Genomic DNA, 24,999 nt, shown 5'->3' with positions numbered 1-24,999 from the left:
TCACCCCGGTACCGGGCAGTTGCTGGCCTCCAGCACGCCCTGCAACCGTTCGCGTTCCCCCCGGGCATTGTCGCGGTTCTCCGGCGAGGCGAACCGCTCGCGGCCACGTGCGTCGCGGAAGCGTTGCTGCCAGCTGGTGCAGCGCTGCGCGTCCGGCAGTTCCTCGCAGCGGTCGCGCACCACTTCGCAGCCTGCAGCGTTGACCGGTGTGGCGCCGCCCAGGCCCTGCACGGTCATCAGTTCGCAGCGGCCGGGGGCAGCCTCGTATTCGTGCAGGTAGCCACCGCCCTGGCTGTCGGTGCACTGGAAGATGGGCGGCAGCGGCGGCTTCGGCGGCGCATTGCTGTCCGGCGCGGCATCGGCCTGGCGTGGCAGCGATGCACTGTCGAGTATCAGATCGCCGCCTTCGCGTTCGACCATGCCGGCTTCCATGATCGTGCGTCCTTCGCCGGGGCGGCGGGGGCTGGGCGCGGAAGCCGGCGGCATACCCGCCGCCGCCGGTGCGGGTGGCGACGGCACAGGGGCCGGCGTGGGCGACGCACTGGCAGCGGCCGGAATCCGCACCACCTGCTGCTTGCTGCCGGCAGGGCAGGGCGTACGTTGCAGGGTGGGCACATCGCTGTTGCTGGAGGTGCAGCGGTAGATCACCCCGTCGTCGGCCACTGCGTTGCCGGCGAACAGGCCCAGGGCCAGCCAGATCAGGTTCTTCATGCGCACAGCGTACATGCCACGGCAGGTGCTGCGCTCAGCGTTCGCAGTCGCGCGACAGGCGCGCGTCGATGCCACGCTGTTCGTTGCTGATGGCGGTGCGTTCACTCTGCAGCGCGCTGTTGTAGCGGCGGTCCAGTTCCCAGCGGCGGTCGCGCAGGCGCGCGCAGACTTCCTGTGGCGGCAGCGCATGGCAGCTGTCGCGGACCAGCACGCTGCCGGCCGGAACCTGTACACCGACACCCACCGCTGGCGGCCGGTAGCCGGTTCCTTCACCGATGGGGGTGCCGACCGGCGTGCCGAAGGCCGGGCGTGAGCCGGGATGGACCGGGCCGTGGTGCCCGTGCGGGAGCCAGACGCTGGTCCACAACGGCACCCAGCGCGGATTGCCCTCGTTGTTGTCGCTGGTGTAGCGGCGACCGTCGTCGCTTACGCACTCGTACAACGGTTGTGGTGGCTGGAGGTAGACGTGGCGGACCTCACGATCACGCATCACCGGAACCTTGTCCGGCCGGGCGGGTGCCGCGTCGCTGCGCACCACCCGGGGGGCCGGGTCGCGCGGGCGCTGCAGGTCACGCACTTCCTGCCGGCCACTGCTGCATGGCTTGTCCTGCAGGGCCACGGCGCCGTTGCTGGCGACACAGCGGTACACGCGCACGTCCTCGGCGGCGGGTGCGGTCCATGGCAGCAACAGGCACAGGCCCAGGGCGGTGCGCAGCAGGTTCATGGCGGCAGGGTGCGTGATTGTCCGCGGCAGTGCAATCGTCGGTTCAGGAGCGCAGTACGTTGCCGCTGAGCGCGTCGCGGATCGGGGTTGGCTGGGCCAGGCCGCCGGTCTCGCCGTCGAGGAGGCCATCGAGCAGGCGCAGCAGGCGCGGATCGAGCTCGGCACGGCTGCGGGCCGGCGGTTCACCGGCCAGGTTGGCGCTGGTGGAAACCAGCGGGCCACCCCAGGCGCGGCACAGGGCGGCGACCAGCGGGTGGGCGCTGATGCGCACCGCGATACCGCTGTGTTCGCCGGTGACCCAGGGCTGCGCGTGCGGACCGGCCGGCAGGATCCAGGTGTTGGCGCCCGGCCAGCTGGCCAGCACCGCGCGCTGGCGGGCGTCGGGCAATGCCTGCAGGCGGACCCAGCCCTCCAGCTGCGACAGTTCGGCGGCGACCAGGATCATGCCCTTTTCGATCGGGCGCTGCTTCAGCCGCAGCACCGCGTGCACCGCGGCTTCATGTGACGGATCGCAGCCCAGGCCCCAGACCGCTTCGGTCGGATAGGCAATCACGCCACCGGCGCGGAGCGTGGCGACAGCAGAGTTCAGGGTGAGTTCTTTCATGACGGCGACCGGCCCGGCGTGGGCCTCCATTATCCCCCCGCTGCGTGCAGAAGGGGTGGTCGGCGCGGACGGTAGGTGCGGACCGTTGGTCCGCACACCTTGCCACCTCATCCACGCATGGCGTGGATCTACTTCTTTGCGGCGGTCTTCTTGACGGCCTTCTTCTTGACGGCCTTCTTCGCCGGTGCCTTCTTTGCGGCAGCTTTCTTCACCGCCTTCTTGGCCGGCGCTTTCCTGGCCGCTGCCTTCTTCGGCGCTGCTTCCTTCTTCACTGCAGCCTTCTTGGCCGGCGCCTTCTTCGCGGCGGCTTTCTTGGCGCCGAAGCCCTTGCGCACCGGCTTGCCGGTTTCTTCCATCAGCTGTTGCACTTCGGCCAGGGTCAGCGAGGCCGGCTCGCGATCCTTGGGGATCTTGCCGTTCATCTTTCCATCGCTGATGTACGGGCCGAAGCGGCCGTTCAGCACCTGGATGTCGCTGCCCTCGAACTCCTTGATGATCCGGTTGCGCGCGATCTCTTCCTTCTCTTCGATCAGGAATACGGCGCGGGCCAGGTCGATGGTGTACGGGTCATCTTCCTTCTTCAGCGAGGCGTAGGTGCTGCCGCGCTTGGCGAACGGGCCGAAGCGGCCGATGCCGACGCTGACCGGCTCACCATTGTCCTCGCCCAGCGCGCGCGGCATCAGGAACAGTTCCAGCGCGTCTTCCAACGAGATGGTGTGCATCGACTGGCCGGGGCGCAACGAGGCGAACTTCGGCTTTTCCTCGGCGTCCTCGGCGGTGCTGCCGATGGCGGCATACGGCCCGAAACGACCCAGCCGCACGCTGACCGGCTTGCCTGTCTTGGGGTCGGTGCCGAGCTCGCGCGCGCCACTGGCCTCGGCGCGGTCGACCGATTCCTTCTTGTCTTCGACCAGTTCCTTGAACGGCTCCCAGAAACGGGCCATCAGCGGGATCCATTCTTCTTCACCGCGCGAGACGGCATCGAGCTCGTCCTCAAGCCTGGCGGTGAAGTCGTAATCCACGTACTGGGTGAAGTGGCTGGACAGGAACTTGGACACCGCGCGGCCCACGTCGGACGGGCGGAAGCTGCGGCCTTCCATTTCCACATACTTGCGGAACAGCAGGGTCTGGATGATCGAAGCGTAGGTCGAGGGACGGCCGATGCCGTACTCTTCCAGCGCCTTCACCAGCGCCGCTTCGGTGTAGCGCGGCGGTGGCTGGGTGAAATGCTGTTCGGCCAGGATGCGTTCCAGCGGGATGCGGTCGCCCGGCTTCATCGCGGGCAGCTTGCGGCCCTCATCTTCGTCCTCGGCGCTCTTGTTGTCCTTGCCTTCCTCGTACACGGCCAGGAAGCCGGGCACGACCACGGTGGTGCCGCTGGCGCGGAACACGTGTTCGCTGCCGGCCGACAGGTCGACGCTGACGGTGTTGAGCGTGGCCGGGATCATCTGGCAGGCCACCGCACGCTTCCAGATCAGCTCGTACAGGCGCCGCTCGTCGTCGGTAAGGAAGCGGGCGACCTGCGACGGCGTGCGCAGGGCCGAGGTCGGGCGCACCGCTTCGTGCGCTTCCTGGGCGTTCTTCGACTTGGTCTGGTAGGTGTTGGGCTGGTCCGGCAGCGAGGCGATGCCGTAGTCGCGGGCGATCACGTCGCGGATTTCCGCCAGCGCGTCCTGCGACAGGTTCACCGAGTCGGTACGCATGTACGAAATCAGGCCGACGGTGCCTTCGTCGCCGATGGCCACGCCCTCATACAGCTTCTGCGCCACCTGCATGGTCTTGCGGGTGGTGAAGCCGAGCTTGCGCGAGGCTTCCTGCTGCAGGGTGGAGGTGGTGAACGGCGGCGCCGGGCGGCGCTTGCGCTCCTTGCTGGCCACGTCGGTGACGTGCAGCGAACCCTGCGCGGCCTGCTGGATGCGCATGCGCGCCGCTTCAGCGGTGTCGCCATCGGTGATGGTGAACTGCTCGAACTTCTGCCCGTCCAGCTTGACCAGCTTGGCATTGAAGTGCTGGGACGGGTGCGCGCACTCGGCAGCGATCGACCAGTACTCGCGGGCGATGAAGGCTTCGATCTCTTCCTCGCGCTCGACGATCATGCGCAGCGCCGGGCTCTGCACGCGGCCGGCGGACAGGCCGCGCTGCACCTTGCGCCACAGCACCGGCGACAGGTTGAAGCCGACCAGGTAGTCCAGCGCGCGGCGGGCCTGCTGGGCGTCGACGAGGTCGCTGGCGATCGCGCGCGGCTGGCTGATCGCTTCCTTGATGGCGCGCGGGGTGATCTCGGTGAACACCACGCGCTGCATCGGCTTGTCCTTGACCAGCCCGCGCTCCTTCAGGATCTCGGCGATATGCCAGCTGATCGCTTCACCCTCGCGATCCGGGTCGGTTGCCAGCAGGATGTCGTCGGCGCCCTTGGCGGCCTTGGCGATCGCATCGACATGCTTTTCGTTCTTGTCGATCACGTCGTAGTGCATGGCGAACCCGTTGTCCGGGTCGACCGCGCCTTCCTTCGGAATCAGGTCACGCACATGCCCATACGAGGCCAGGACGGTGTAGTCCTTGCCGAGGTATTTGTTGATCGTCTTGGCCTTGGCCGGCGATTCGACGATGAGCAGGTGCTTGGGCATGGCAGCAGTGTCTGTGGGGCGAGCCGCAGGGAAGGGGCCGCTAGGGTGGAGCAAACGGCCGCATTAGTGAAGCGGCCACGGACAAATCAATACGCTGAACGCCCGGTAGTGTGCCGGGCGTTCAGGTTTCACCTTATTAGAGGAATCACGCCCGGCCAGCCCCTGTCAAGCAGCCAGACGTGAGGATGGCCGTTCATGAGGCCATCTTGGCGATGAAGCCGACCGCAGCCACCAGCAGCACCAGGCCCGCCACCGTCAGCAGGCCGGTCAGTACCAGGATCACGATGGTGACCGTACCCAGCTCATGGCGCTGCAGCTGCGGCTGGTCAGTGTAGGCCCAGCGGTCGACCACCAGGGTGTCGCAGATCATGTCGTGCAGGCCCTGCTTGCGCTCGGTGAAGGCGGCCATCAGGAAGCCGATGCCCAGGGTGAAGCTGCTCAGCAGCATGGCCCAGTAGCGACCGAAGGCGCGGCCACGGGTCAGGCGGTCACCGTTGCTGCGCACGACCTTGATGCCGACCGCCATCTTGCCCAGCGTGGCGCCGCCCGGCGAGGAATGGAACCAGGTGTAGTAGGCCACGCCGATGGCCATGTTGATCAGCGCGCTGGCCAGCTGCGCGACGATTTCGATGGAGGTTTCGCCACTGCCCACCGCGCCCATGCTGGCGCCAAGCACCACACCGATGATGGCGCCGATGATGCCGCCCGGCACGGCCAGCACGAAGTAGTCGATCATGTAGGCCGCGACGCGCTTCCAGAAGCCGGCGTAGACCACCTCGCCGCCGATCACCGGCCGCGCGCCACCGGCAGCGGCGGCGGCCGGGGCGTTGTAGGGCGAGCTGCTGAGCGCGCCCGTGCCAGGCAGCGGCGCAGTGCCGTTGTCGATGGCGGCGTAGTCGCTGCGCAGGTCGAAGCCGCCACTGGCAGTGGCGGTGCTGGCGTCGGCCAGCGTCTGCAGGCCCAGTTCATCGACCACCTGGCGCAGTGCAGCCCACTGGGCCATGCCTTCGCGCCAGACCAGGGTGTCCAGGTTCAGTTCGCCGCGCTGGAAGCGCTGGCGGATCTCCTGGACCGACAGCGGGCCCTGGCGTTGCTGTCCTACGGCGTAGTACCACTCAGTCATTGCATGTTCCCTGTTGGATCGTCCTTGGAGGTGCTGCCGTGCGCGTGGCTCAGCCGCGGCATGACGTCGGCAGGTACTTGTCGTCGCTTTCACCGCTGCATTCCCAGCGGCCGCTGTCGCGATCATATTCCAGCCACAGCAGGTCGCCATCGAGGCTCTTGCCGGGCACGGCCAGTGTTGCTTCGATGCCACAGTGGCCGTTGTTGAAGCGGCCGATGTTCACCGCCGACAGGCCGGCCTGGGTGAAGTCACCCGGGGCCGGGAAACCGGCATCGTTGGCGCCGGGGCAGCGGCCTTCATCGTCGGCGAAGTGCTGCACCTGCTGTTTCAGCGGCTGCAGGGCATTGACCGCGGTCGCGATCCTGGCACGCACGGTGTAGTCGTTGTATGCGGGCAGCGCGATCGCCGCGAGGATGGCCAGGATCGGTACCAGTACCAGCAGCAGGCCGCCGCCGATGATCGCGGTCAGGGCGCAACCGGAGAGCTTCTTCTTCGGCGGCGGCAGGACCCCGGCCGCCGCCTGGGTGGCATAGGGCGTGGACGGCGGCAGTACAGGCGGCTGCGGCGGAGGCGGGGCCACCGGTTCCGGTTCCGGCTCGGGTTGCTGGGCCGGCGCAGCAACGTCCAGCGCCGGCACGATCAGGCCCAGCTCGTCGACAACGGTGCGCAAGGGCTGCCATTGCGTCAGGCCGTCGCGCCAGACCAGGGTGTCCAGGGAGATCTGGTTGTTTCGGAACAACTCGACCAACTGTTCCGCCGGCAGCGGGCCTTGCTGCCGGTTGCCTTCTGCATGGAACCACTCGCTCACGGGGACGCTCCTGAATGCGCTATGCCCCCAAGTGTACGGTCAGTGAAGGGGTTCTGGCTCGTCCATGAACATCTGCGTCTCCATCCAGGCATAGGCCGCTTCGGAGCCGGGCTGGTTGAACAGCACCATCAGCACGACCCATTTCAGGTCGTCCAGGTCCAGTTCGTCCTGGTCCAGGGCCATCGCCCGGTCCAGCACCAGCTCGCGCTGGTCGGCGTCGAGGATGCCGTGCTGTTCCAGGTACAGCAGGAAGCCGCGGCATTCCACATCCAGCTTGTCCAGCTCGGGGCCATGGTAGATGCGCACGGGGCCGTCGACCCGCGCCTGGGCCACGCTCGGCCGCTGGGCGGCCAGGGCATCGAGCCAGTCGAACGCCTTGTTGATCTCGGTGGGGCTGAAACCGGCCTGGATCAGGCCGTTCTGCAGCGAATCGCGGTCACGGATCAGGTCCGCATCTTCGCTGAAATAGTGTTCAAACAGGTACAGCAGTACATCCAGGATGCTCTCTTTCATTGCCCCTCGGCCTGCGTCGCGCGACGCTGTGGAGGTGAAGAAACTAGGGAGTTCGACAGTAGCGGCCGTGTACGCACACCACGATTCCCGCCAGTTCCATGGCCAGCAGCATGGAGGACACCTGGGACGCCGTCAATCCACAGCGCGTGATCAGTGAATCCATACCGCTTGGGTTGTGGTCCAGGGCTCGCCACAAGCACTGGTAGTCAGGGTCGTCGGCCCAGCGCGCCGGCAGGACGGCCGGCAGTGCCTGTTCAGTGGGGGTGGCCAGCCGCGATTGCAAGCCCGGCAGTTGCTGGCGAAGGGCGGGGGCGAGCAGTTCCAGAACCTCCTCGGGGCGCTCGACCAGCGCCGCGCCCTCGCGGATCAGGCGGTGGCAGCCAGCCGCGCGCGGGTTGAGCACCGACCCGGGCAGGGCACAGACCTCGCGGCCTGCCTCGGCGGCCAGGCGCGCGGTGATCAGCGCGCCCGAACGCTGCGCGGCCTCGACCACCACGGTGGCCAGCGCCAGCCCGGCTACCAGCCGGTTGCGCGCGGGGAAGTGGCCTGGGCGGGCCGCCGTACCCGGCAGGTACTCACTGAGCACCACGCCCTCGGCGGCGATGCGCGCCTGCAGCCGGGCGTGGCTGTCCGGATAGGCGCGGTCAGGGCCCGTGCCGATCACCGCCACGGTGCAGCCACCGGCCTCCAGCGTGGCCTGGTGCGCAGCCGCATCGATGCCTGCGGCCAGGCCGCTGGTCACCGCCAGGCCCGCCTCGACGAAACAGCCGGCAAAACGCGCGGCCAGTGCGCGCCCACCCGGGGTGGGGGAACGGCTGCCGACCAGCGCCACCGACGGGCGCCAGGCCAGGCTGGGGTCACCGGCGACGAACAGCGCCAGCGGTGGGTTGGGCACCTCCAGCAACGAGGGTGGAAAGGCCGGATCGGTGCAGGGCAGCAGGTGATGGTTGTCCTGTTCCAGCCAGCGCAGGGCGGATGCACACGCCCGGGCGTCGGGACGTTCCAGCGCGGCGCATTGCTCCGGCGTGCAGCCGTGCGCGCGCCAGTTCGCCGGGCCTTGCGCGATGGCGGCTTGCGCACCGCCCGCGGCCTGCAGCAGGGCCCGTCGTGGCGCCAGTGCGCCTCCCGCCATCAACAGGCGCAGCAGCGCCTCATATGCATGCGTGGTCATCCCCCACTATCGGCCGCACCCAACAAAGGCGCCCTAGGGCGCCTTCGCATGTGATCGTCAGGTTTTCCCGCAGACGCCTGCCGGGCAGCGGCCGGCACGCCCGGCAACGGTTACTTTGCGTCCGGGTGCAGCGCGTTGTAACCCACCTGCACCGGCTTCACGCCCTGCATCACCAGCGCGTAGCTGACGTTGTCGAAGGTACGGAACACCATCGCGTGCGCGGCATACTCGTCCGGCAACGAGACCCGGCCCGCGCCGGTGCTGAGCGAGTCGTCCATGCGCGAGGAGCCCGGGTACTTCATGCGGTGCGCCACATGGCGGCCCGGGCGCCACAGCGAGAACACGGTGCCGTTGTCCACGCCCTGGGCACGGCCGGCCGAGATCGCGATCACGTCGCGCGGGCCACCGGCATTGAACATGTCGGTGACGGCCAGCACGCGCACGTCCACACCCTCGACACCGGCAGCGGGTACATGAGGGATGAACTGCAGGTCGTACGGCTTGGCTTCGACCGGCACCAGGCGGTCACCGGCGCGCACTTCGCGGCCGCCGTCGTTCTTGTCCAGCACCAGCGTGGAGGCCTCGACCTTGCCGCCGGCAATCTGGGTGATGGTGCCGGTAGCGACCTGGGCCAGCTCGTAGCCGAGCACGCCACGGCGGGCGTTGGGCGCGTTGTAGGCCTTCCACAGGTTGCCGCTGCCCGGGGTCACGTCGCCATTGGCGGTCAGGTCTTCGGTCGGCTTGGGCTGGGCGTACCGCACGGTCGGGCGTACCACGGCCCAGCGCTGGCCCACCTGGGCATCGGCCAGGCGCACGTAGACGGTGTCACCGCCGGACACGCGCAGGCGGCTGTCCTCCAGGCCGACCACGTAGGGCAGCTGCTTGATGCTGTCGACAACGCTCAGCTGCTTCAGGAACGGCTCGACCTGGGCCAGCGGAATGGCGTCGATCGGGGCCTCCTGGCGCGGGCCGGCCTGGGATACGGTCACCCGGTCCAGGTAGGCCAGGCTCAGCACGTCACCTGGATAGATCAGGTGCGGGTTGGCGATCTGCGGATTGGCTTGCCAGATCTCCGGCCACAGCCAAGGCTTCTGCAGGAAACGTGCGGCGATATCCCACAACGTATCCCCTTTTCGGACCACATAGGTGTCCGGGTGCCCGCCATTCACTTCCACGGCGGTAGCATAGGCAGCCACGGTCAGCATCGCCGCGGCGACGACCGTACGAAAACGAAGCAACATAGGTGTGAAGCCCTGATTCCCCAACAGGTCCGCGCACTATAGTCCAGAAACCGGGGCGCAAGGCAAGCGTTGGAGCTAGAATCTGCGACGTATGCCGGCGTGCCGGCCCCCTATCCGGAAACAGCCATGGCCCTTCTCCCCATTCTCGAGTTCCCCGATCCGCGCCTGCGTACCAAGGCTGCGCTGATCGACGCCGCCGAAGTCACCACGCCGGCCTTCCAGGAACTGATCGACAACATGTTCCAGACCATGTACGACGCCCCGGGCATCGGCCTGGCGGCCACCCAGGTGGACGTGCACAAGCGCTTCATGGTCATCGATGTCAGCGAAGAAAAGAATGAACCGCATGTGTTCATCAACCCGGAAATCGTCGCCAGGGACGGGGGCCGGGTGTACCAGGAGGGCTGCCTGTCGGTCCCGGGCATCTTCGCCGACGTCACCCGCGCCGACACCATCACCGTGAAGTATCTGGACCGCAACGGCCAGGAACAGCAGCTGGAGGCCGGTGAAGTGCTGGCCACCTGCATCCAGCATGAGATGGACCACCTGGACGGCAAGCTGTTCATTGACTACCTGTCGCCGCTCAAGCGCGAGATGGTCCGCAAGAAGCTGGCCAAGCAGCGCAAGCACGTGGCGTGATCGCCCATCCGGGCCGCCCTTCGGGTGGCCCGTGCCTGCGCGACGCGCGCGGGCTGCACGGCGCCGGCCGACGGCGCCGTTTTCTTTCCTGCACGAATCCATCCTGCAAGTGGGGTAGCCATGAGGATTGTCTTTGCCGGTACGCCGGAATTCGCGGTGTCGTCGCTGCGCGCCGCGGCGCGCCACCACGAGGTCGTGGCCGTCTATACCCAGCCTGACCGGCCGGCCGGCCGTGGCCGTGGCCTGGCGCCGTCGCCGGTCAAGCTGGAAGCCGTGGCCCGTGGCATTCCGGTCTACCAGCCCGAATCACTGAAGGACGAGGCTGCCCAGCAGCAGCTGCGCGACCTGCAGCCGGACCTGATGGTGGTGGTGGCCTACGGCCTGATCCTGCCCAAGGCAGTACTGGCGATCCCGACCCACGGCTGCTGGAACGTGCATGCCTCTCTGCTGCCGCGCTGGCGCGGTGCTGCGCCGATCCAGCGCGCGATCCAGGCCGGTGACGCAAAGACCGGTGTGTGCCTGATGCAGATGGAAGCGGGCCTGGATACCGGCCCGGTGCTGCTGCACCAGGAACTGCCGATCGCTGCCACCGATACCGGTGGCCAGCTGCATGACAAGATGGCCGAGCTGGGTGCACAGGTCCTGTCCGACGGCCTGGGCCTGCTGCGGGCCGGCATCAAGCCGATCGCGCGGCCGCAGCCGGAGCAGGGCGTGACCTATGCGCACAAGCTGGACAAGGCCGAAGCCCGTCTGGACTGGGCGCAGGGCGCCGATGTGCTGGCGCGTACCGTGCGTGCCTTCAATCCGTGGCCGATCGCCGAAGCGACGCTGGCTGGCGAACGCGTGCGCATCCATGGCGCGGTGGCGCTGGATGCGGCCCACGGCCAAGCGCCGGGCACGGTGCTGGCGGCCAGCCGCGATGGCATCGACATCGCCTGTGGCCAGGGCGCACTGCGCTTGCGTACGCTGCAGCGCGAAGGCGGCAAGGCGATCACCGCCGCCGACTACCTCAACGCCCGCCGTGATCTGCGCGTGGGAGCATAAGGGGTGTCGAAGCAGAACGATTTCTCCGTGGCCAAGGCGGCGCCGGGCGCGGCCACGCGCATGCTGGCCGCGCGTGTGCTGGCACAGGTGTTCACCCGTGGCCGTTCATTGAAGGCCGAACTGGCCTGGGCGCTGCCGAAGCTGGCCGACAGCCGCGATCGTGCCCTGCTGGAAGCGCTGTGCTTTGCGGTCCTGCGTCGCCGCAGTACCTATGACGCTGCCTTGCAGTCGTGGATGCAGAAGCCGCTGTCGGCGCGCGACGCCGACCTGCGCACCCTGTTGATGGTGGGCTTCGCCCAGCTGGACGTGCTGGAACTGCCGGCGCATGCGGCGCTGTCGGCCACGGTCGATGCCGCGCGTGCGCTGGGCCGTGAGCGCCAGGCCGGCCTGGTCAATGCGATCCTGCGCCGCGCGCAACGCGAGGGTTTCCCGGAGCAGCCGGCGCGCGATGCCTTCCCGGAATGGCTGGCCGATGCGGTGGAACGCGATTGGCCGGCACAGGCCGAGGCGATCTTCAGCGCCAGCCTGCAACCGGCACCGTTGTGGCTGCGTGCCAACCGCCAGCACGGTGGCCGCGACAAGGCACTGGCGGCACTGGCCGAGGCGGGCATTGCCGCCGAACCCAGCGCGCTCTGCGCCGATGCATTGCGCCTGGCAGCCCCCGTTGCGGTGAACCAGCTGCCGGGTTTTGCCGACGGTGCACTGTCGGTGCAGGACCTGTCGGCGCAATGCGCAGCCGACGCGCTGGCGCCCGCGACCGGCGCCCGCGTGCTGGACGCCTGTGCGGCGCCCGGTGGCAAGTCGGCGCACCTGCTGGAACGTGACCCCAGTCTGCGCCTGCTGGCGCTCGATATCGATGCGCGTCGCCTCGCGCGCGCCCGCGATACCTACACCCGCACCGGTGTGGGTGAGGGCGCGCAGACCCGGGTGGCCGATGCCAGCGATCCCGGGGCCTGGTGGGACGGCACGCCGTTCGACGCCATCCTGCTCGATGCCCCGTGCTCGGCCACCGGCGTGATCCGCCGCCAGCCGGACGTGATGTTCCACCGCCGCGCCGAGGACATCGATGCGCTGGTCGGCGTGCAGGCCCGCCTGCTGGAGGCCTGCTGGTCGATGCTGCGCCCGGGAGGCGTGCTGCTGTACGCCACCTGTTCGATCCTGCGCGCCGAGAACGTCGATCAGGTGCGAGCCTTCCTGAAGTGGCATCCGGACGCAGCGGCACAGCCTCTGGATGACACATTCGGCCTCGATTGCGAGGGGATTGCGCGCCAGCGCCTGCCGGGTGACAACGATGCTGACGGTTTCTTTTACGCGCGTCTGCTAAAAACAGCCTGACCCCGCTGACGTTCCGAGTCCCATGCTGAAATCCCGCGCGTCGCGCGAGACGTGGTTGTTCGTGGTGATGGCCCTGCTGGTGCTGGGGGCCGGGCTGGGCCTTCGTGATCCGTGGCCGTCGGACGAACCGCGCTTTGCGCTGGTGGCCAAGCAGATGTTCGACAGCGGGCAGTGGCTGTTCCCGCATCGCGGCACCGAGCTGTACTCGGACAAGCCGCCGATGCTGATGTGGTGGCAGGCCACGCTGTACAGCCTGGTCGGGCAGTGGCGCGTGGCCTTCCTGCTGCCGTCGCTGCTGGCGGCCCTGGGCACGCTGTGGTGCGTGGTCGACCTGGGGCGGCGCCTGTGGACGCGGCGGGTGGGGCTGTATGCCGGCTGGGCGCTGCTGTTCGCGCTGCAGTTCACCTTCCAGGCGAAGAAGGCGCAGATCGACCCACTGCTGCTGCTGTTCATCACCCTGGCCAACTACGGCCTGCTGCGCCACCTTCTGCTGGGACCCAGCTGGCGCTGGTGGTGGCTGGGCTGGTTCTTTGCTGGCATCGGCGTGATCACCAAGGGCGTGGGGATGCTGGCGCTGCTGATGCTCGTGCCTGCGGCGATCGCCGCGGCGCTGCAGTGGCCACGGGTGGGACTGCATGCGCGCGATGCGCGCTTCTGGCTGGCGCCGCTGGCCTTCCTGCTGGCGGTGTCGTTGTGGCTGGCGCCGATGCTGCTGGCCGGCTTTGCCACCGGCTCGGACGAGTACCGGGCCTACATGGACGACATCCTGTTCCAGCAGACGGCGCGGCGCTACGCCCATTCCTGGGACCACCACCAGCCCGCCTGGTACTTCCTGGCGACGATGCCGCTGATGTGGATCCCGGCGTTCCTGGCCCTGCCCTGGGCGATTCCGGCGTGGCGCCGCCGGCTGCGCCGCCGCGACCCGCGCTACCTGCTGCCGCTGGCCTGGTGGCTGATGGTGGTGCTGTTCTTCTCGATTCCGGCCGGCAAGCGCGATGTGTACATCCTGCCGGCGCTGCCGATGTTCTGCCTGGTGCTGGCGCCGCTGTTGCCTGGATTGCTGAGGCGGCGCGATGTGCAGGCCGTGGTGGGGGTGTTCACCGGCCTGCTGTCACTGGGCCTGGCCCTGGCCGGTGCGATGGCGGTGCTGGGCGACCCGGCCTTCGAGCTGCGCCTGACCCACAGCCGCGGGCTGGGGCCCGGCGCTGTCGACGCACTGGCCTGGACGATCCTGGCGATGGGCGTGTGGGGCGGATTGAGCCTGCTGGCCTGCGGCGGTCGCCGGCATCTGGCGCTGGTGTCGACCCTGGCGATGGTCTGGGTGCTGTACAGCCTGGTCGGCTATCCGCTGCTGAACGATTCCAGTTCCGCCCGCGGCCTGATGCGCACGGTTGGTAGCCGTCTGGGTCCGGATGCCGAATTGGGGCTGGTGGCCTGGAAGGAGCAGCATCTGCTGCTGGCCGACCGTCCTGCAGCGACCTTCGGTTTCGAGACGGACTGGGACGAGCAGCTGTTTGCGGCCACGCGCTGGCAGCGGCTGGCGCCCGGACGCCGCTGGTTGCTGGTGCACGAATACGCGATGCTGTCGTGCGTCGACCGCAACCGTTCTGAACTGGCCGGCGTGGCCAACCGGCGGCGCTGGTGGCTGGTGCCGGCAGCAGCGGTGAAGGTTCCCTGCGTGGTCACTGCAGAGGAGCGCGAACGTGAACGGCGTTTGCAGGAACATGACTAGCCACCACGATTCCGGCTTGTCCAGTCTGCCCAAGCGGGCCCAAAGGCAGTAAAACAGCAGGCTGGGACGGCCTGCGTTGGCCCGTCCCGTTCTTCCCGCAGATTGCAGCGATACTTCCCGACGTGCCAGCTTCACCGGACAACCTGAACCCCTTGGCCGGAAACCCGCTGGGCGTTCCCGCCGGTGGGCGCCATGGGGCCGCGCATGCGCTGGCCCAGCTGGGCCTGTTCTGCCTGCCGGCACTGGTGCTGACCGTGCCGATCAACCTGCTGCCGTATGGCCTGCTGCTGCTGCTCAGCACGCTGCTCGCGCCGGAGCTGCTGTGGCGCGCGCGCGGCATGGCCGGTCAGCCGGTGAAAGTGCTGGCCTGGCTGATGCTGGCGGTGCTGGCGCTCGGCGTACTGTCGGTGGTGTTGTTCGAGCAGGGCCTGCGTGACGTCGACAACCGCTCGCGATTCGTGGTGATCCCGTGGATCGCGCTCTGGGTCTGCGCGCTGCGTCCCAACCTGCGGTGGCTCTGGTACGGATCATTGACCGGCCTGCTCGCCACCTTCGCGATGTCGCTGTGGCAGGTGCTGGGTGGCGCCCCGCGCGCAGAGTTGTTCACCAACGCCATCGTGCTGGCCGACATCGTGATGGTGTTGATGGTGCTGCTGGTGTTCTGTCGCCCATCGCGGCGCTGGTCGCTGGTGATCCTCGGCATGGCCGCCGGCTGCGGCACCATCGTGCTGACCGGCAGCCGCGGCGTGTTCGCCGCCCTGCTGGCGCTGCTGGTGGTGCTGGCACTGAGCCTGCGCTGGCGCACCGGTGCGGCGCGCCTGTCGGTGCTGGCCGGCATGCTGGCGATCGGTGCGACCCTGCTGCTGTCGGTACCGGAGCTGCGTCACCAGGTTCGCCTGAGCGAGCTGCACAGTGACGTGCAGCGGATGGAACTGGGTGACAGTGATTCTTCCGCCGGTGCCCGCGTGGAACGCCTGCAGGTGGCCTGGGAGACCTTCCTCGATCACCCGCTGGTGGGCGTTGGCATCGGTCATTTCGACAGCGCGATGCTGCGCGTGCCGGTCTGCCGTGAGAATCCGGAAGAGTTGCGTTGCCACCTGGGGCATGCACACAACGATGTTGCCGAATGGGCAGCGACCCAGGGCGTACCGGGCCTGCTGCTGTTGCTGGCGGTGTATGGCATCCCGCTAGGGGTGTTCGTGCGGCTTCATCGCCGCAGCGGACGGTCGACCTTCCGGGGGCCGGCCGCAGCCGGCATCATGCTGGTGATCACCTATGCGCTGTGCGGCCTGACCCAGTCGATGTTCGCGCACCAGATGACGGCCAGTTTCTACGTGACCCTGGTCGGCCTGCTGACCGGCCTGTCGATCGTCGAAGGCGCGCGCCACCGGGCAGTCACCGGGGCGTGATGCATCGGCGCGCCGGGCAGGGCCCGGCGATCAGGGGTTCGGCGGGTCGGCTACGGCCTGGCCGTTGCCCAGCATCCACAGCATGATGGTCTTCTGGCGCACGTAGTTGGCGCGCACATAAGCGTAGACCAGGCCATGCCAGCCGTCGCGGAAGCCGCCACGGAACACGAAGCCGCGCCAGAACCGCCAGGCCGGTGCCAGCACCAGCTTGGCCAGGGTGGCCCGCTTGCCGCGCGCGAACTCGTGCTCGGCCATCATCCGCGCGTACTTCTCGGTCTTGGCCAGCTGCTGCTGCAAGGAGCGGTAGGGGTAGTGGACCAGGTCGCCGCGCAGGGTACCGACACTGCCATCGACGCTGGCGGCCTCGTGGATCTCGCGCTTGCCGCGCCAGCCGCCACGGCGGCGGTCGAACAGGCGCATCACCCGGTCCGGGTAGGCATTGCCATGGCGCAGGAACTTGCCGAAGTACTCCGACAGGCGTGCGAAGCGATAGCCGGCATGGCCAGCGAAGCCACCGTCGCGGGCCTGTTCGATGGCCGCACGCAGTTCCGGGCTGATCCGCTCATCGGCGTCCAGGCACAGCACCCAGTCGTGGCCGGCCTGCTCGACGCAGTACGCCTTCTGGCTGCGGAAGCCGTCGAACGGGCGCTGCAGCACGCGGGCGCCTGCGGCCTCGGCGATGGCCACGGTGGCATCGGTGGAGTAGGAGTCCACGACGACGATCTCATCGCAGAAGGCCAGCGAGGCCAGGCAGTCGCCGATGCGGCCGGCCTCGTTGAACGCGATAATGCAGGCCGAGATGCGAGGCCGTTCGATGGGAGCGGTCGTGGAGGACATGATGGCCGGGTACCTGTTGTTTGCGACGGAGCGCTATGCGCTGCCTATTCTCGCCCCGTTGGCGCAGGCCTTGCACGCCTCCGGGCAGGAGGTGGCGGCCTGGTTCGAGGGCGGCGCGGCCGGCAGCCAGCTGCCGGGCGTGCCCAACATCGGCCTCAAGCAGGCGCTGGCAATGCGGCCGCGGGCGGTGTTCAGCGCCGCCAACTGGGTGCCCACCTTCCTTTCGGGAGCCAAGGTGCAGCTGTTCCATGGCTTCAACGTGGAGAAGCGGGACAGTGCGCGCGGCCACTTCCGGGTGCGCGGCATGTTCGACCTGTACTGCACGCAGGGGCCGGCCACCACCGGGCCGTTTCGTGAGATCGCGGCCCTGCAGGGCCACTTCGCGGTGGCCGAGACCGGCTGGCCGAAGCTGGATCCGCTGTTCCGCGACGATGGTGGCGAGAGCGCCGCGCTGCGCGCCGCCGCTGGAGGACGTCCGGTGATCCTGTTCGGTTCGACCTTCACCGAACGCCTGAGCGCAGCCCCGCACCTGCATGCGCAGATTGCTGCCGACATCGCAAAGGGCAACCGCTACTGGCTGCTGACCCTGCACCCGAAGTGCCCACCGGAATTGTTCGAACGCTACCGCGCGCTGGCCGGTGCCAATGCGCGCTTCATCGAGCCGGAGCAGGTGATGGCCGCACAGCGCGCCGCCGATGTGCTGGTGTCCGATACGTCCTCGATCGTTTCGGAGTTCATCGTCCAGCACAAGCCGGTGGTGACCTTCCGCAACCGGGTGCCCAAGCCGCACATGATCGACTTCGATGACCCGGTGCAGCTGCCGGCGATGCTGCAGCGCGCGCTGCATCCCGACGCCGCGCTGCAGGCGGAGATCGTGCGCTACGCCGATGCCATCCATCCGTACCGCGATGGCCTGTCCAGCGAGCGCGTGATTGCGGCTACCGAGGATTTCCTGTCCGGTGAAATGGGCGTGCTGCGGCGCAAGCCGTTCGGCAGCTGGGTGCGCGACCTGCAGATCCGCAAGGACCTGGGGTATTGGGGGCCGTCGCAGCGGTAAGCCGAGCGTGGGCTCGGCTCTACAGTAGATCCACGCCATGCGTGGATGCGCGACCCCGGCCGGCGCTACCTACCAGCGCAGCTTGCGCCGCGCCAGCGCGGCCGCCAGTTGATCCATCACCTGTTGCGCCTGCGCCTGCGGCAGGTAGTGCAGGATCAACGCCACATCACCATGCGCGCCGGCGGTATCCAGCTGCAGGCTGCTGGTGCCCAACAGCTTGTCCAGTGGCGAGCGCAGCAGGCGCAGGCCCTGCACCTTGTCCAGCTCGGCCCAGCGCCACCAGCGCTTCCACCAGCCGCCGCGCACGGCGACGTAGTGGTCATCCAGATACCAGCCCATGCGCGCCATCTGCCGGTGGGCCACCAGCAGCGCCAGCGGCAGCCAGGCCAGCACGATCAGGCCCCATGATCCCCAGCGCCAGTACGCGGCGGCGGCCAGCAGGGGAACCAGCAGCAGCGCGCCCAGGCACAGCCGCCACCAGCCACGCTGCGGAATGGACTGCCATTGCGCCGGCGGCCACTGCAGTTGAGGCAACAGGTGCTGCACCAGCTGCTCGCAGCGCATTGCCGGGGCCAGCGGTGCCAGCTCGCGCAGAGCGCGGTCCTGGTCCCGCGAAGGGCCGCCGGCGGCGCTGTCGACGCGCAGCTGGCGCAGGCCGAACCAGCGATGCAGGGTGGTCTCGTACAGCGTCCAGGCCTGGATGCGGCGACGCGCGACACTGCTGCGGGTTCGGCTGACCAGGCCAGCCGAGACGGTCAGCCGGCGATCCTGCTCGCTGAGAGTGAAGCCGTGATAGCGCAGCAGGGTCAGCACCACCGACAACGCACGCAGCGCCAGCCAGCCCAGCAGCAGGGCTGCGGCCAGCAGCAGGAAGGCGCCGGCCACGCCGGGATGCAGGTGGCTTGCGTAGCCGAAGGCCTCCCTGCCACCACGCTGGATGGCCGCGTCCATCACCGGCCGCGGCACGGTCTGGAACAGCACGCCGAAGGCGGCGATCGCCAGTGCCCATCCGCGGTTGGAGAGCAGGCCCATGCGCACCACGTCCCAGCTCGACAGGCGCAGCAGCACCTGTTCGGTGTCGGCCCCGGTGATCGAGGGAGTGGCAACGGCGCCGGCGGGCTGCGGTGCCTGCCCACGCTGGCGCACCAGCCGTTCCAGCGCCAGCGCCTGGTCCAGCCTCAGTACCCGCATCTCGGCTTCCGGCCGCACGCCGCCGGCCGATTCCAGGCGCAGCTCGGCCACACCGAACAGCCGGTGCAACGGGTTCTGCCGCACTTCCACGTTGTGGATGCGGGCGAACGGGATCTCGCGGCGGTTGCGCGCCAGCAGCCCGCTGCGCACGGTGATGGCATCGCTGCCGATGCGGTAGCGGTAGCTGAGGTACTGCAGCACCGAGACCAGCACCAGTGCCGCGATCGCCGACAGTGGAATCAACTGCGCCCACATCGGGTCGCGCTCGCCACGCTGGCCGAACACCAGCAGCGCGACCAGCGGCAGGAAGTAGTGGCGCAGCTGCATCAGCAGCACGAACAACCACGACCACGGGTGCAGGCGATGGTCCTCGCCACCGGCAGGCAGCGATGCGGGCAGGGGCGGCGGCAGGCTCACAGGGCGTCGGCGTCCTGGTCGAGCTGGTGCGAGAGGGTGTCGCGCAGGTGCTCGGCGTCGGCTTCATCCAGGCCGTTGACGGTGACCGCGCTCATGCGGGTACCGGCAGTGTGCACGATCAGCGTGGCCAGGCCGGCGCGTCGCTCCAACGGGCCCCGGCGCAGGTCCAGGTGCTGTACGCGCGATATGGGAATGCGGGTTTCCAGCTGCCACATCAGGTCGCGGCGCAGGCCCAGGCCCTGGTCATCCAGGCGCCAGCGGGTGCGGGTCAGTCGCCGGCGGCCGAGCCAGGCGCCGAAGAGGATGCCGATCAGCAGCCCCAGGGCGGCAGTCCACAGGCCGCCGGGCAGATCGAAGAACCAGGCAGCTGCGGCCAGTGGCAGACCCGGTACGAACAGTCCGCCGAAGGCGCCTTCCAGTGCGGCCAGGCGGGCGGCACGTTGCGGCAGCGATTGCCAGGCTTCGGTGGTCGGGGCGATAGGGGCGACGTCGGTCACGCGGGCTCCGTCAGGTGGCAGGGCGAGCGGCGGCGGTGGCCGCACCGCGCAGACGGTAGCAGGTCGGCTGTGTTACTGGGCAGCCTGGATCAGCGCATCGACATCCAGCAGGTGACCAGCACGATCGGCCTTGGTGCGCAGGTAGTGTTCGTTTTCGGCGGTGATCTCGCCGGTGACCGGAATGCAGTCCAGCACCTCGATGCCGGCATTGCGCAGGCGCTGTGCCTTGGTCGGGTTGTTGCTGAGCAGAGCCACGCGCGAAATGCCCAGGCCATGCAGCATCGCCACCGCACTGCCGTAGCGGCGTTCGTCGGCACCGAAGCCCAGCTGTGCATCGGCGTCGATGGTGTCCAGGCCGTCGTGCTGGTAGCCGTAGGCGCGCATCTTGGCGGCGATGCCGGTGCCGCGGCCTTCCTGGTCCAGGTACAGGAGCACGCCACCGCCCAGTTCCTTCAGCTTGCGCAGCCCGCGCCGCAGCTGGTCGCCGCAGTCGCACTTGAGCGAGCCGAACAGGTCGCCGGTCAGGCACGAGGAGTGCACGCGTACCGGTACCACCGCCGACAGGTCCGGTTCGCCGACGATGATCGCGACCTGGTCACGCTGGGCCACGCCGCCGCGGAACACCGCGAAGGTGGTCATGCCGACGTCGCGCAGCGGTACCGGCGAACGCGCCACCAGTTCGTAGTCGTGGGCCGCATGTGCTGCGCCTTCGGCGAGGTCGCACAGGGCCACCTCGGCGGCACCGTCGAACGTGTGGTCATCCACGTCCAGGCGCACCGCGACCATCGCCGGCAGCAGCAGGCCCAGGCGGGTCAGCTCCACCGCGCCGGCATCGAAGGCGTCGCCGGCCGCCCAGCCGTCGGGCATGGGGCCGGGCTCGCGCAGGTAACCCAGCGAGGGCAGGGTATCGAAGGCAATGCCGGCCAGCGGCAGGCGCGCGCCTTCCGGTGCTTCCACGCCGAGCACGCGGGCGCGGGTGGCGGTCAGGAACAGGTAGTGGCGCTCGCGCGCGGCAGCGGCGAACGTGGCAAAGCTGCTGGCAGTGGCGCTGTCCAGTGCAATCACCGCCAGGCGCTGGCCCTGGCCATCGTGGAGCAGTACCGGGCGACCGGCACGCAGTTCGGCCACCGCGCGTTCGCAGCGGATCGCGGCGGGGTCGCCGAACAGGGAAGAGGCAGCAGGCATGGCAGGACCGGGGGAGGCGGACATCGCAGTCTCTATGGGGGCGACGGCGTCGTATTCAACGTGGTGCGACCGTCAGTGCGGATGCTCTTCGGTCGCGTACGGGTCTTCCTCGCCGCTGCCTGGTGGCCGCAGCGTATAGCGCTTGTAGGTCCACTGGTACTGCGTCGGGTCGCGGCGGGCGATGCGCTCGATGCCGGCGTTGAGCGCGGTGGCCGCCAGCTGCGGGTCCGGGTCGGCCACGGCGGGGTCGGTCGGCTCGATGTGCAGGGCGAATTCCATGTCCGGCCCGATGCGCTCGCACCAGCCATACAGCACGGTGGCGCCGGTGCGCTCGGCCAGCCGGTTGACCAGGGTCATGGTCAGTGCCTGCACGCCGAAGAACGGCACGAACACGCCGTCGCCGGCCTTGGGTTGCTGGTCGGGCAGGATGCCGGTGGCACCGCCGTCCTTGAGCACCTTGAACAGCTGGCGCACGGCGGGGCCCTCGGCGCGCACCTGCTGCACGTTCTGGCCGCCCCGCACCAGCTGCAGGAAGGCGTCGCTGGCCTCGTCCTCCGGTGGCTTGTAGACGATGGCGATGTGCCCGCGCGAGGCCAGCCACTGGTTCAGCAGCTCCCAGTTGCCGAAGTGGGGTGCGGCCACGATCACGCCCTTCCCGCCGGCCAGCGCCGCGTCGTACAGGGCTTCGCCGTGGCGCTGCTTCAGGTGCAGGCGCAGGTTGTCGGCCGGCCTCTGGCTCCACAGCCGCAGCGTCTCGATGGCCTGCAGGGCGGTGGAGCGCAGCAGCTCGCGGTGCAGGCGGTCGCGCGCCGGACCGTCCAGTTCCGGGTAAGCCAGTTCCAGGTTGCGCCGGGTGACGCGGCTCTCGCGAGCGTTGAGACGGACCCACGTCCACGCCAGGGCATGCGCGAACCCCCGCAGCACTGGCCAGGGCAGGCGGGCGAACAGAGTGGTGGCGCGGTAGACCAGCCGGGCTTTGCGTTGCGGATTCATCGGCGCCAGTTTAGCCAAGGGCGCTGCTATCGTGGCCGGCCCTGTTCATTGGAAGCCCACGATGCTCGTCCTGATCCAGCGCGTCAGCCAGGCCGCCGTCCATGTCGACCAGGAAGTGGTGGGGCAGATCGGCCCCGGCCTGCTGGCCCTGGTCGGCATGGAACCGGGCGATACCGAGGCCCAGTTGCGACGGATGGCCGAGCGCCTGCTGGGCTACCGGGTATTCGCCGACGAGGCCGGGAAGATGAACCGGTCGCTGCGCGACACCGGCGGCGGCCTGCTGCTGGTCAGCCAGTTCACCCTGGCCGCCGATACCCGTTCGGGCATGCGCCCCAGTTTCACGACCGCCGCACCGCCGGACGAGGCTGAACGCGGGTTCAATCGATTTGTCGAGATCTGTCGTGAAAATCACGCGCCCGGGGTGGAAACGGGCCGATTTGGTGCCCATATGGTCGTCAGCCTGGTCAATGACGGTCCCGTGACCTTCCTTCTCAGGCCCTGAGCCTGCGGGACCACCGCCCGGCAGGCGGGGCCCCGGGATGGTATAATGCTACGTTCCCTATTTCTCCCTAGCCGGTGGCGCGAGCACTACATGGCCAACGAACGTCCTGCCCAATCCGAAATCAAGCAACTGATCAGCAAGGGCCTGGAACAGGGCTACCTGACCTACGCCGAAGTCAATGACCATCTGCCGGACGACATGGTCGACCCGGAACAGATCGAAGACATCATCGGCATGATCAACGGCATGGGCATTGATGTCCATGAAGTTGCGCCGGATGTGGAAACCCTGCTTCTCAACGATGGCAACACCGGCAACCGCGAAGTCGATGACACCGCGGCTGAAGAAGCTGCCGCCGCGCTGAGCGCGCTCGACACCGAAGGTGGCCGTACCACCGACCCGGTGCGCATGTACATGCGCGAAATGGGCACCGTCGAGCTGCTGACCCGCGAAGGCGAAATCGCCATCGCCAAGCGCATCGAGGAAGGCCTTTCGCAGGTCCAGGCGGCCCTGGGCCAGTTCCCGGTTTCGGTCGAGTCGCTGCTGAACGACTACGAAGCCCACAAGGAAGGCAAGAAGCGCCTGGCCGAAGTGATCGTCGGCTTCAACGACCTGGTCGACGAAGAGCCGGCACCGCCGGCGGTCGTTGCCGATGACAGCGCCGATGCGGACGCCGAAGGCGACGAGGACGAGGACGACGATGTCGACGGTGGCGATGAAGAAGCCGCACCGACCGGTCCGGATCCGGAGGAAGTCGCCGCGCGCATGCAGGCACTGAGCGATGCCTTCAACGCTTTCAAGAAGGCCGCGACCAAGGGCGACAAGAAGAACCTGCCGCGCCTGCGCGAAGAGATGTCGGCGGTGTTCGTCACCCTGAAGCTGCCGCTGCCGCTGACCGACGTGCTGACCAAGCAGTTGCGCGACACCATGGCCGACATCAAGTCGCATGAGCGCCGTGTGCTGAACCTGGCCACCGTCACCGCGCGCATGCCGCGCAAGGACTTCATCCGTTCCTGGGAAGGCAACCAGACCAACCTGGAGTGGGTGGAAGACGCACTGAAGCGCAAGCAGAAGTGGTCGTCGGCCCTGCGCGAAGTGAAGGACCAGATCATCGCCGAACAGCAGGCGACGATCGACATCGAGAAGCTGACCCAGCTGGACCTGGAAGAGCTGAAGGAAATCAGCCGTGCCATGGCCTACGGTGAAGCCAAGGCGCGCAAGGCCAAGAAGGAAATGGTCGAGGCCAACCTGCGCCTGGTGATCTCGATTGCCAAGAAGTACACCAACCGTGGCCTGCAGTTCCTCGACCTGATCCAGGAAGGCAACATCGGCCTGATGAAGGCCGTGGACAAGTTCGAGTACCGCCGCGGCTACAAGTTCTCGACCTACGCCACCTGGTGGATCCGCCAGGCGATTACCCGCTCGATCGCCGACCAGGCGCGCACCATCCGTATTCCGGTGCACATGATCGAGACGATCAACAAGTTGAACCGCATTTCCCGCCAGATGCTCCAGCAGTACGGCCGCGAGGCTACGCCGGAGGAGCTGGCCAAGGAAATGGACATGCCGGAAGACAAGATCCGCAAGGTGATGAAGATCGCCAAGGAGCCGATCTCGATGGAAACCCCGATCGGCGACGACGAGGATTCCCATCTGGGCGACTTCATCGAGGACACCAACGTGGAGTCCCCGATCGAGAACACCACCAACATCAACTTGTCTGAAACCGTTCGCGACGTGCTGGCCGGCCTCACCCCGAGGGAAGCCAAGGTGCTGCGCATGCGCTTCGGCATTGACATGAACACCGACCACACGCTGGAAGAGGTCGGCAAGCAGTTCGACGTGACCCGCGAGCGCATCCGCCAGATCGAAGCGAAGGCCCTGCGCAAGCTGCGTCACCCGAGCCGTTCGGAGCAGCTGCGCAGCTTCCTGGATATCGATTGATAGCCAGCGGCTGTTGAAGCGTTGAGAGAGACCCCGCCTGGTGCGGGGTTTTTCTTTGGTCGTTCCCGGCCATGCCGCTCGGATCCTGACGATGTCGCGTCTGCCATTTGATTACGTCCTGCGGTGGCCGCACGCTGACCGTGCAGATGCTCAACACATCGCGTAGGCAGGCCGGTCTCCATCGGCGCTGATGCAAGCGCGCAGCAGGTCACGTACATCACATGCGGCCTGCGGCACTGATTTGCCATGCATCCGGAGTAACGCCATGAATGATGTGGAGCACGATCTGTCTGATTCCCGGCAGACTGATTTTTCGTCGCTGCTTGATTGGGATGAGGTGATGCAGGATGAGCGTGAGGATCGGCTGGGGTTTGCCCGCCGCACGACGTATGCGTTGCTGACGCTGTCTGGTGCGGAACTGGTCGAGGGCTTTGACGGCGGCAACCAGAAGGCACTGGAAGAGGCCAGGAGGACGGTGGCGCTGTTCCAGGCACATCTGCGGCGGCAGATGTGGTTTGCGGAAGCGGCGGAGAAGCGGTTGGGGCGCGTTGCTGAGGCTCTTGCTGCTGCCGGGTAGCCGATCGAGCATGGCCTCCACTACACTGTGGCGCTGCGCAGGGCCTATAGCTCAACGGTTAGAGCAGGGGACTCATAATCCCTTGGTTTCAGGTTCGAATCCTGATGGGCCCACCATC

At 68.1% G+C, this 24,999-nt stretch carries 23 protein-coding genes and 1 tRNA gene; 10 read left to right on the top strand and 14 right to left on the bottom strand.

Features of this window, described 5'->3' with window-relative positions:
• The 9 genes from AC2A1N_RS04525 to AC2A1N_RS04485 all read right to left on the bottom strand — a co-directional run bounded on the left by AC2A1N_RS04525 (position 1) and on the right by AC2A1N_RS04485 (position 9,522).
• A complete protein-coding gene (locus tag AC2A1N_RS04525; protein ID WP_242889966.1) occupies positions 1 to 711 on the bottom strand; it encodes a hypothetical protein in 711 nt (236 codons plus the stop codon).
• A 34-nt stretch (positions 712 to 745) separates the two neighbouring features.
• Positions 746 to 1,435 carry a DUF4124 domain-containing protein gene (locus AC2A1N_RS04520; protein ID WP_242889968.1) on the bottom strand — a complete coding sequence of 230 codons (690 nt, stop codon included), beginning with the start codon at positions 1,433 to 1,435 and terminating at the stop codon, positions 746 to 748.
• A 43-nt stretch (positions 1,436 to 1,478) separates the two neighbouring features.
• Positions 1,479 to 2,069: an L-threonylcarbamoyladenylate synthase type 1 TsaC gene (gene tsaC / locus AC2A1N_RS04515; protein ID WP_005419629.1), complete on the bottom strand. Its 591-nt coding sequence runs from the start codon at positions 2,067 to 2,069 to the stop codon at positions 1,479 to 1,481.
• 98 nt (positions 2,070 to 2,167) lie between these two features.
• Positions 2,168 to 4,666, bottom strand: a complete 2,499-nt coding sequence (locus AC2A1N_RS04510) for a DNA topoisomerase I (protein ID WP_242889970.1) — start codon at positions 4,664 to 4,666, stop codon at positions 2,168 to 2,170.
• 193 nt (positions 4,667 to 4,859) lie between these two features.
• Complete coding sequence (locus AC2A1N_RS04505) at positions 4,860 to 5,789, bottom strand: RDD family protein (RefSeq protein WP_061478133.1); 930 nt, start codon at positions 5,787 to 5,789, stop codon at positions 4,860 to 4,862.
• A 49-nt stretch (positions 5,790 to 5,838) separates the two neighbouring features.
• Positions 5,839 to 6,597 carry a pilin gene (locus AC2A1N_RS04500; RefSeq protein WP_242889972.1) on the bottom strand — a complete coding sequence of 253 codons (759 nt, stop codon included), beginning with the start codon at positions 6,595 to 6,597 and terminating at the stop codon, positions 5,839 to 5,841.
• Positions 6,598 to 6,636: 39 nt separating this feature from the next.
• Entirely contained in the window at positions 6,637 to 7,110 is a 474-nt protein-coding gene (locus AC2A1N_RS04495) for a DUF494 family protein (RefSeq protein ID WP_005419622.1), read from the bottom strand.
• A gap of 43 nt (positions 7,111 to 7,153) precedes the next feature.
• Positions 7,154 to 8,281: a DNA-processing protein DprA gene (gene dprA, locus AC2A1N_RS04490; protein ID WP_154351477.1), complete on the bottom strand. Its 1,128-nt coding sequence runs from the start codon at positions 8,279 to 8,281 to the stop codon at positions 7,154 to 7,156.
• 110 nt (positions 8,282 to 8,391) lie between these two features.
• On the bottom strand, positions 8,392 to 9,522 hold the full coding sequence (locus AC2A1N_RS04485; RefSeq protein ID WP_072167258.1) for a LysM peptidoglycan-binding domain-containing protein: 1,131 nt from the start codon (positions 9,520 to 9,522) through the stop codon (positions 8,392 to 8,394).
• A 126-nt stretch (positions 9,523 to 9,648) separates the two neighbouring features.
• Between AC2A1N_RS04485 and def the strand changes: the two genes are divergently transcribed.
• The 5 genes from def to AC2A1N_RS04460 all read left to right on the top strand — a co-directional run bounded on the left by def (position 9,649) and on the right by AC2A1N_RS04460 (position 15,681).
• Complete coding sequence (gene def / locus AC2A1N_RS04480) at positions 9,649 to 10,161, top strand: peptide deformylase (RefSeq protein WP_005419619.1); 513 nt, start codon at positions 9,649 to 9,651, stop codon at positions 10,159 to 10,161.
• A 120-nt stretch (positions 10,162 to 10,281) separates the two neighbouring features.
• Positions 10,282 to 11,205 carry a methionyl-tRNA formyltransferase gene (gene fmt, locus AC2A1N_RS04475; RefSeq protein ID WP_061478130.1) on the top strand — a complete coding sequence of 308 codons (924 nt, stop codon included), beginning with the start codon at positions 10,282 to 10,284 and terminating at the stop codon, positions 11,203 to 11,205.
• 3 nt (positions 11,206 to 11,208) lie between these two features.
• Positions 11,209 to 12,540: a 16S rRNA (cytosine(967)-C(5))-methyltransferase RsmB gene (gene rsmB / locus AC2A1N_RS04470; RefSeq protein ID WP_061478129.1), complete on the top strand. Its 1,332-nt coding sequence runs from the start codon at positions 11,209 to 11,211 to the stop codon at positions 12,538 to 12,540.
• A gap of 22 nt (positions 12,541 to 12,562) precedes the next feature.
• Positions 12,563 to 14,272 (top strand): ArnT family glycosyltransferase, encoded by a 1,710-nt coding sequence (locus AC2A1N_RS04465; RefSeq protein ID WP_242889973.1) that lies wholly within the window; start codon positions 12,563 to 12,565, stop codon positions 14,270 to 14,272.
• Between the two features lie 152 nt (positions 14,273 to 14,424).
• The gene (locus AC2A1N_RS04460; protein ID WP_242889999.1) at positions 14,425 to 15,681 is read left to right on the top strand and encodes an O-antigen ligase family protein; all 1,257 of its coding nucleotides are present in this window, start codon (positions 14,425 to 14,427) and stop codon (positions 15,679 to 15,681) included.
• Positions 15,682 to 15,711: 30 nt separating this feature from the next.
• Here the strand turns inward: AC2A1N_RS04460 and AC2A1N_RS04455 are convergent, their stop codons facing one another.
• Positions 15,712 to 16,518 carry a glycosyltransferase family 2 protein gene (locus AC2A1N_RS04455; RefSeq protein WP_242889974.1) on the bottom strand — a complete coding sequence of 269 codons (807 nt, stop codon included), beginning with the start codon at positions 16,516 to 16,518 and terminating at the stop codon, positions 15,712 to 15,714.
• On the opposite strand from AC2A1N_RS04455, the gene AC2A1N_RS04450 reads away from it, so the two are divergent.
• Positions 16,517 to 17,575, top strand: a complete 1,059-nt coding sequence (locus AC2A1N_RS04450) for a CDP-glycerol glycerophosphotransferase family protein (RefSeq protein ID WP_242889982.1) — start codon at positions 16,517 to 16,519, stop codon at positions 17,573 to 17,575. The genes AC2A1N_RS04455 and AC2A1N_RS04450 overlap by 2 nt on opposite strands.
• A gap of 69 nt (positions 17,576 to 17,644) precedes the next feature.
• Here AC2A1N_RS04450 and AC2A1N_RS04445 read toward each other — a convergent pair whose 3' ends face one another.
• The 4 genes from AC2A1N_RS04445 to AC2A1N_RS04430 form a co-directional block, all read right to left on the bottom strand.
• On the bottom strand, positions 17,645 to 19,183 hold the full coding sequence (locus AC2A1N_RS04445) for a PH domain-containing protein (protein WP_111200418.1): 1,539 nt from the start codon (positions 19,181 to 19,183) through the stop codon (positions 17,645 to 17,647).
• Positions 19,180 to 19,680, bottom strand: a complete 501-nt coding sequence (locus AC2A1N_RS04440) for a PH domain-containing protein (protein WP_484371629.1) — start codon at positions 19,678 to 19,680, stop codon at positions 19,180 to 19,182. The genes AC2A1N_RS04445 and AC2A1N_RS04440 overlap by 4 nt, the downstream gene beginning before the upstream one ends.
• A gap of 72 nt (positions 19,681 to 19,752) precedes the next feature.
• Complete coding sequence (gene ribA, locus AC2A1N_RS04435) at positions 19,753 to 20,889, bottom strand: GTP cyclohydrolase II RibA (RefSeq protein WP_484371627.1); 1,137 nt, start codon at positions 20,887 to 20,889, stop codon at positions 19,753 to 19,755.
• Between the two features lie 48 nt (positions 20,890 to 20,937).
• The gene (locus AC2A1N_RS04430) at positions 20,938 to 21,858 is read right to left on the bottom strand and encodes a lauroyl acyltransferase (protein WP_242889984.1); all 921 of its coding nucleotides are present in this window, start codon (positions 21,856 to 21,858) and stop codon (positions 20,938 to 20,940) included.
• A gap of 61 nt (positions 21,859 to 21,919) precedes the next feature.
• On the opposite strand from AC2A1N_RS04430, the gene dtd reads away from it, so the two are divergent.
• From dtd to AC2A1N_RS04410, 4 genes are all read left to right on the top strand, one after another.
• Positions 21,920 to 22,360 carry a D-aminoacyl-tRNA deacylase gene (gene dtd / locus AC2A1N_RS04425; protein WP_005419588.1) on the top strand — a complete coding sequence of 147 codons (441 nt, stop codon included), beginning with the start codon at positions 21,920 to 21,922 and terminating at the stop codon, positions 22,358 to 22,360.
• A 90-nt stretch (positions 22,361 to 22,450) separates the two neighbouring features.
• Positions 22,451 to 24,304: an RNA polymerase sigma factor RpoD gene (gene rpoD / locus AC2A1N_RS04420; RefSeq protein ID WP_005419586.1), complete on the top strand. Its 1,854-nt coding sequence runs from the start codon at positions 22,451 to 22,453 to the stop codon at positions 24,302 to 24,304.
• Positions 24,305 to 24,569: 265 nt separating this feature from the next.
• Positions 24,570 to 24,881 (top strand): hypothetical protein, encoded by a 312-nt coding sequence (locus AC2A1N_RS04415; protein WP_061478121.1) that lies wholly within the window; start codon positions 24,570 to 24,572, stop codon positions 24,879 to 24,881.
• A gap of 40 nt (positions 24,882 to 24,921) precedes the next feature.
• A tRNA-Ile gene (locus tag AC2A1N_RS04410) sits at positions 24,922 to 24,997 on the top strand.
• The last annotated feature ends 2 nt before the right edge of the window (positions 24,998 to 24,999 follow it).

This window comes from Stenotrophomonas maltophilia group sp. SKK55, assembly GCF_057179845.1.
Note: the sequence above shows the minus strand (reverse complement) of the source record. Positions and strands in the feature narration are given on the sequence as shown.

Excerpts from the sequence above, each read along its gene's own strand:
- AC2A1N_RS04450 (WP_242889982.1), top strand. The coding sequence starts at position 16,517 with ATGATGGCCGGGTACCTGTTGTTTGCGACGGAGCGCTATGCGCTGCCT.
- AC2A1N_RS04495 (WP_005419622.1), bottom strand. The coding sequence starts at position 7,110 with ATGAAAGAGAGCATCCTGGATGTACTGCTGTACCTGTTTGAACACTAT.
- AC2A1N_RS04525 (WP_242889966.1), bottom strand. The coding sequence starts at position 711 with ATGAAGAACCTGATCTGGCTGGCCCTGGGCCTGTTCGCCGGCAACGCA.
- tsaC (WP_005419629.1), bottom strand. The coding sequence starts at position 2,069 with ATGGAGGCCCACGCCGGGCCGGTCGCCGTCATGAAAGAACTCACCCTG.
- def (WP_005419619.1), top strand. The coding sequence starts at position 9,649 with ATGGCCCTTCTCCCCATTCTCGAGTTCCCCGATCCGCGCCTGCGTACC.
- dtd (WP_005419588.1), top strand. The coding sequence starts at position 21,920 with ATGCTCGTCCTGATCCAGCGCGTCAGCCAGGCCGCCGTCCATGTCGAC.
- AC2A1N_RS04455 (WP_242889974.1), bottom strand. The coding sequence starts at position 16,518 with ATGTCCTCCACGACCGCTCCCATCGAACGGCCTCGCATCTCGGCCTGC.
- ribA (WP_484371627.1), bottom strand. The coding sequence starts at position 20,889 with ATGTCCGCCTCCCCCGGTCCTGCCATGCCTGCTGCCTCTTCCCTGTTC.
- AC2A1N_RS04505 (WP_061478133.1), bottom strand. The coding sequence starts at position 5,789 with ATGACTGAGTGGTACTACGCCGTAGGACAGCAACGCCAGGGCCCGCTG.
- AC2A1N_RS04465 (WP_242889973.1), top strand. The coding sequence starts at position 12,563 with ATGCTGAAATCCCGCGCGTCGCGCGAGACGTGGTTGTTCGTGGTGATG.
- dprA (WP_154351477.1), bottom strand. The coding sequence starts at position 8,281 with ATGACCACGCATGCATATGAGGCGCTGCTGCGCCTGTTGATGGCGGGA.
- AC2A1N_RS04520 (WP_242889968.1), bottom strand. The coding sequence starts at position 1,435 with ATGAACCTGCTGCGCACCGCCCTGGGCCTGTGCCTGTTGCTGCCATGG.
- AC2A1N_RS04415 (WP_061478121.1), top strand. The coding sequence starts at position 24,570 with ATGAATGATGTGGAGCACGATCTGTCTGATTCCCGGCAGACTGATTTT.
- AC2A1N_RS04485 (WP_072167258.1), bottom strand. The coding sequence starts at position 9,522 with ATGTTGCTTCGTTTTCGTACGGTCGTCGCCGCGGCGATGCTGACCGTG.
- AC2A1N_RS04430 (WP_242889984.1), bottom strand. The coding sequence starts at position 21,858 with ATGAATCCGCAACGCAAAGCCCGGCTGGTCTACCGCGCCACCACTCTG.
- fmt (WP_061478130.1), top strand. The coding sequence starts at position 10,282 with ATGAGGATTGTCTTTGCCGGTACGCCGGAATTCGCGGTGTCGTCGCTG.
- rpoD (WP_005419586.1), top strand. The coding sequence starts at position 22,451 with ATGGCCAACGAACGTCCTGCCCAATCCGAAATCAAGCAACTGATCAGC.
- AC2A1N_RS04510 (WP_242889970.1), bottom strand. The coding sequence starts at position 4,666 with ATGCCCAAGCACCTGCTCATCGTCGAATCGCCGGCCAAGGCCAAGACG.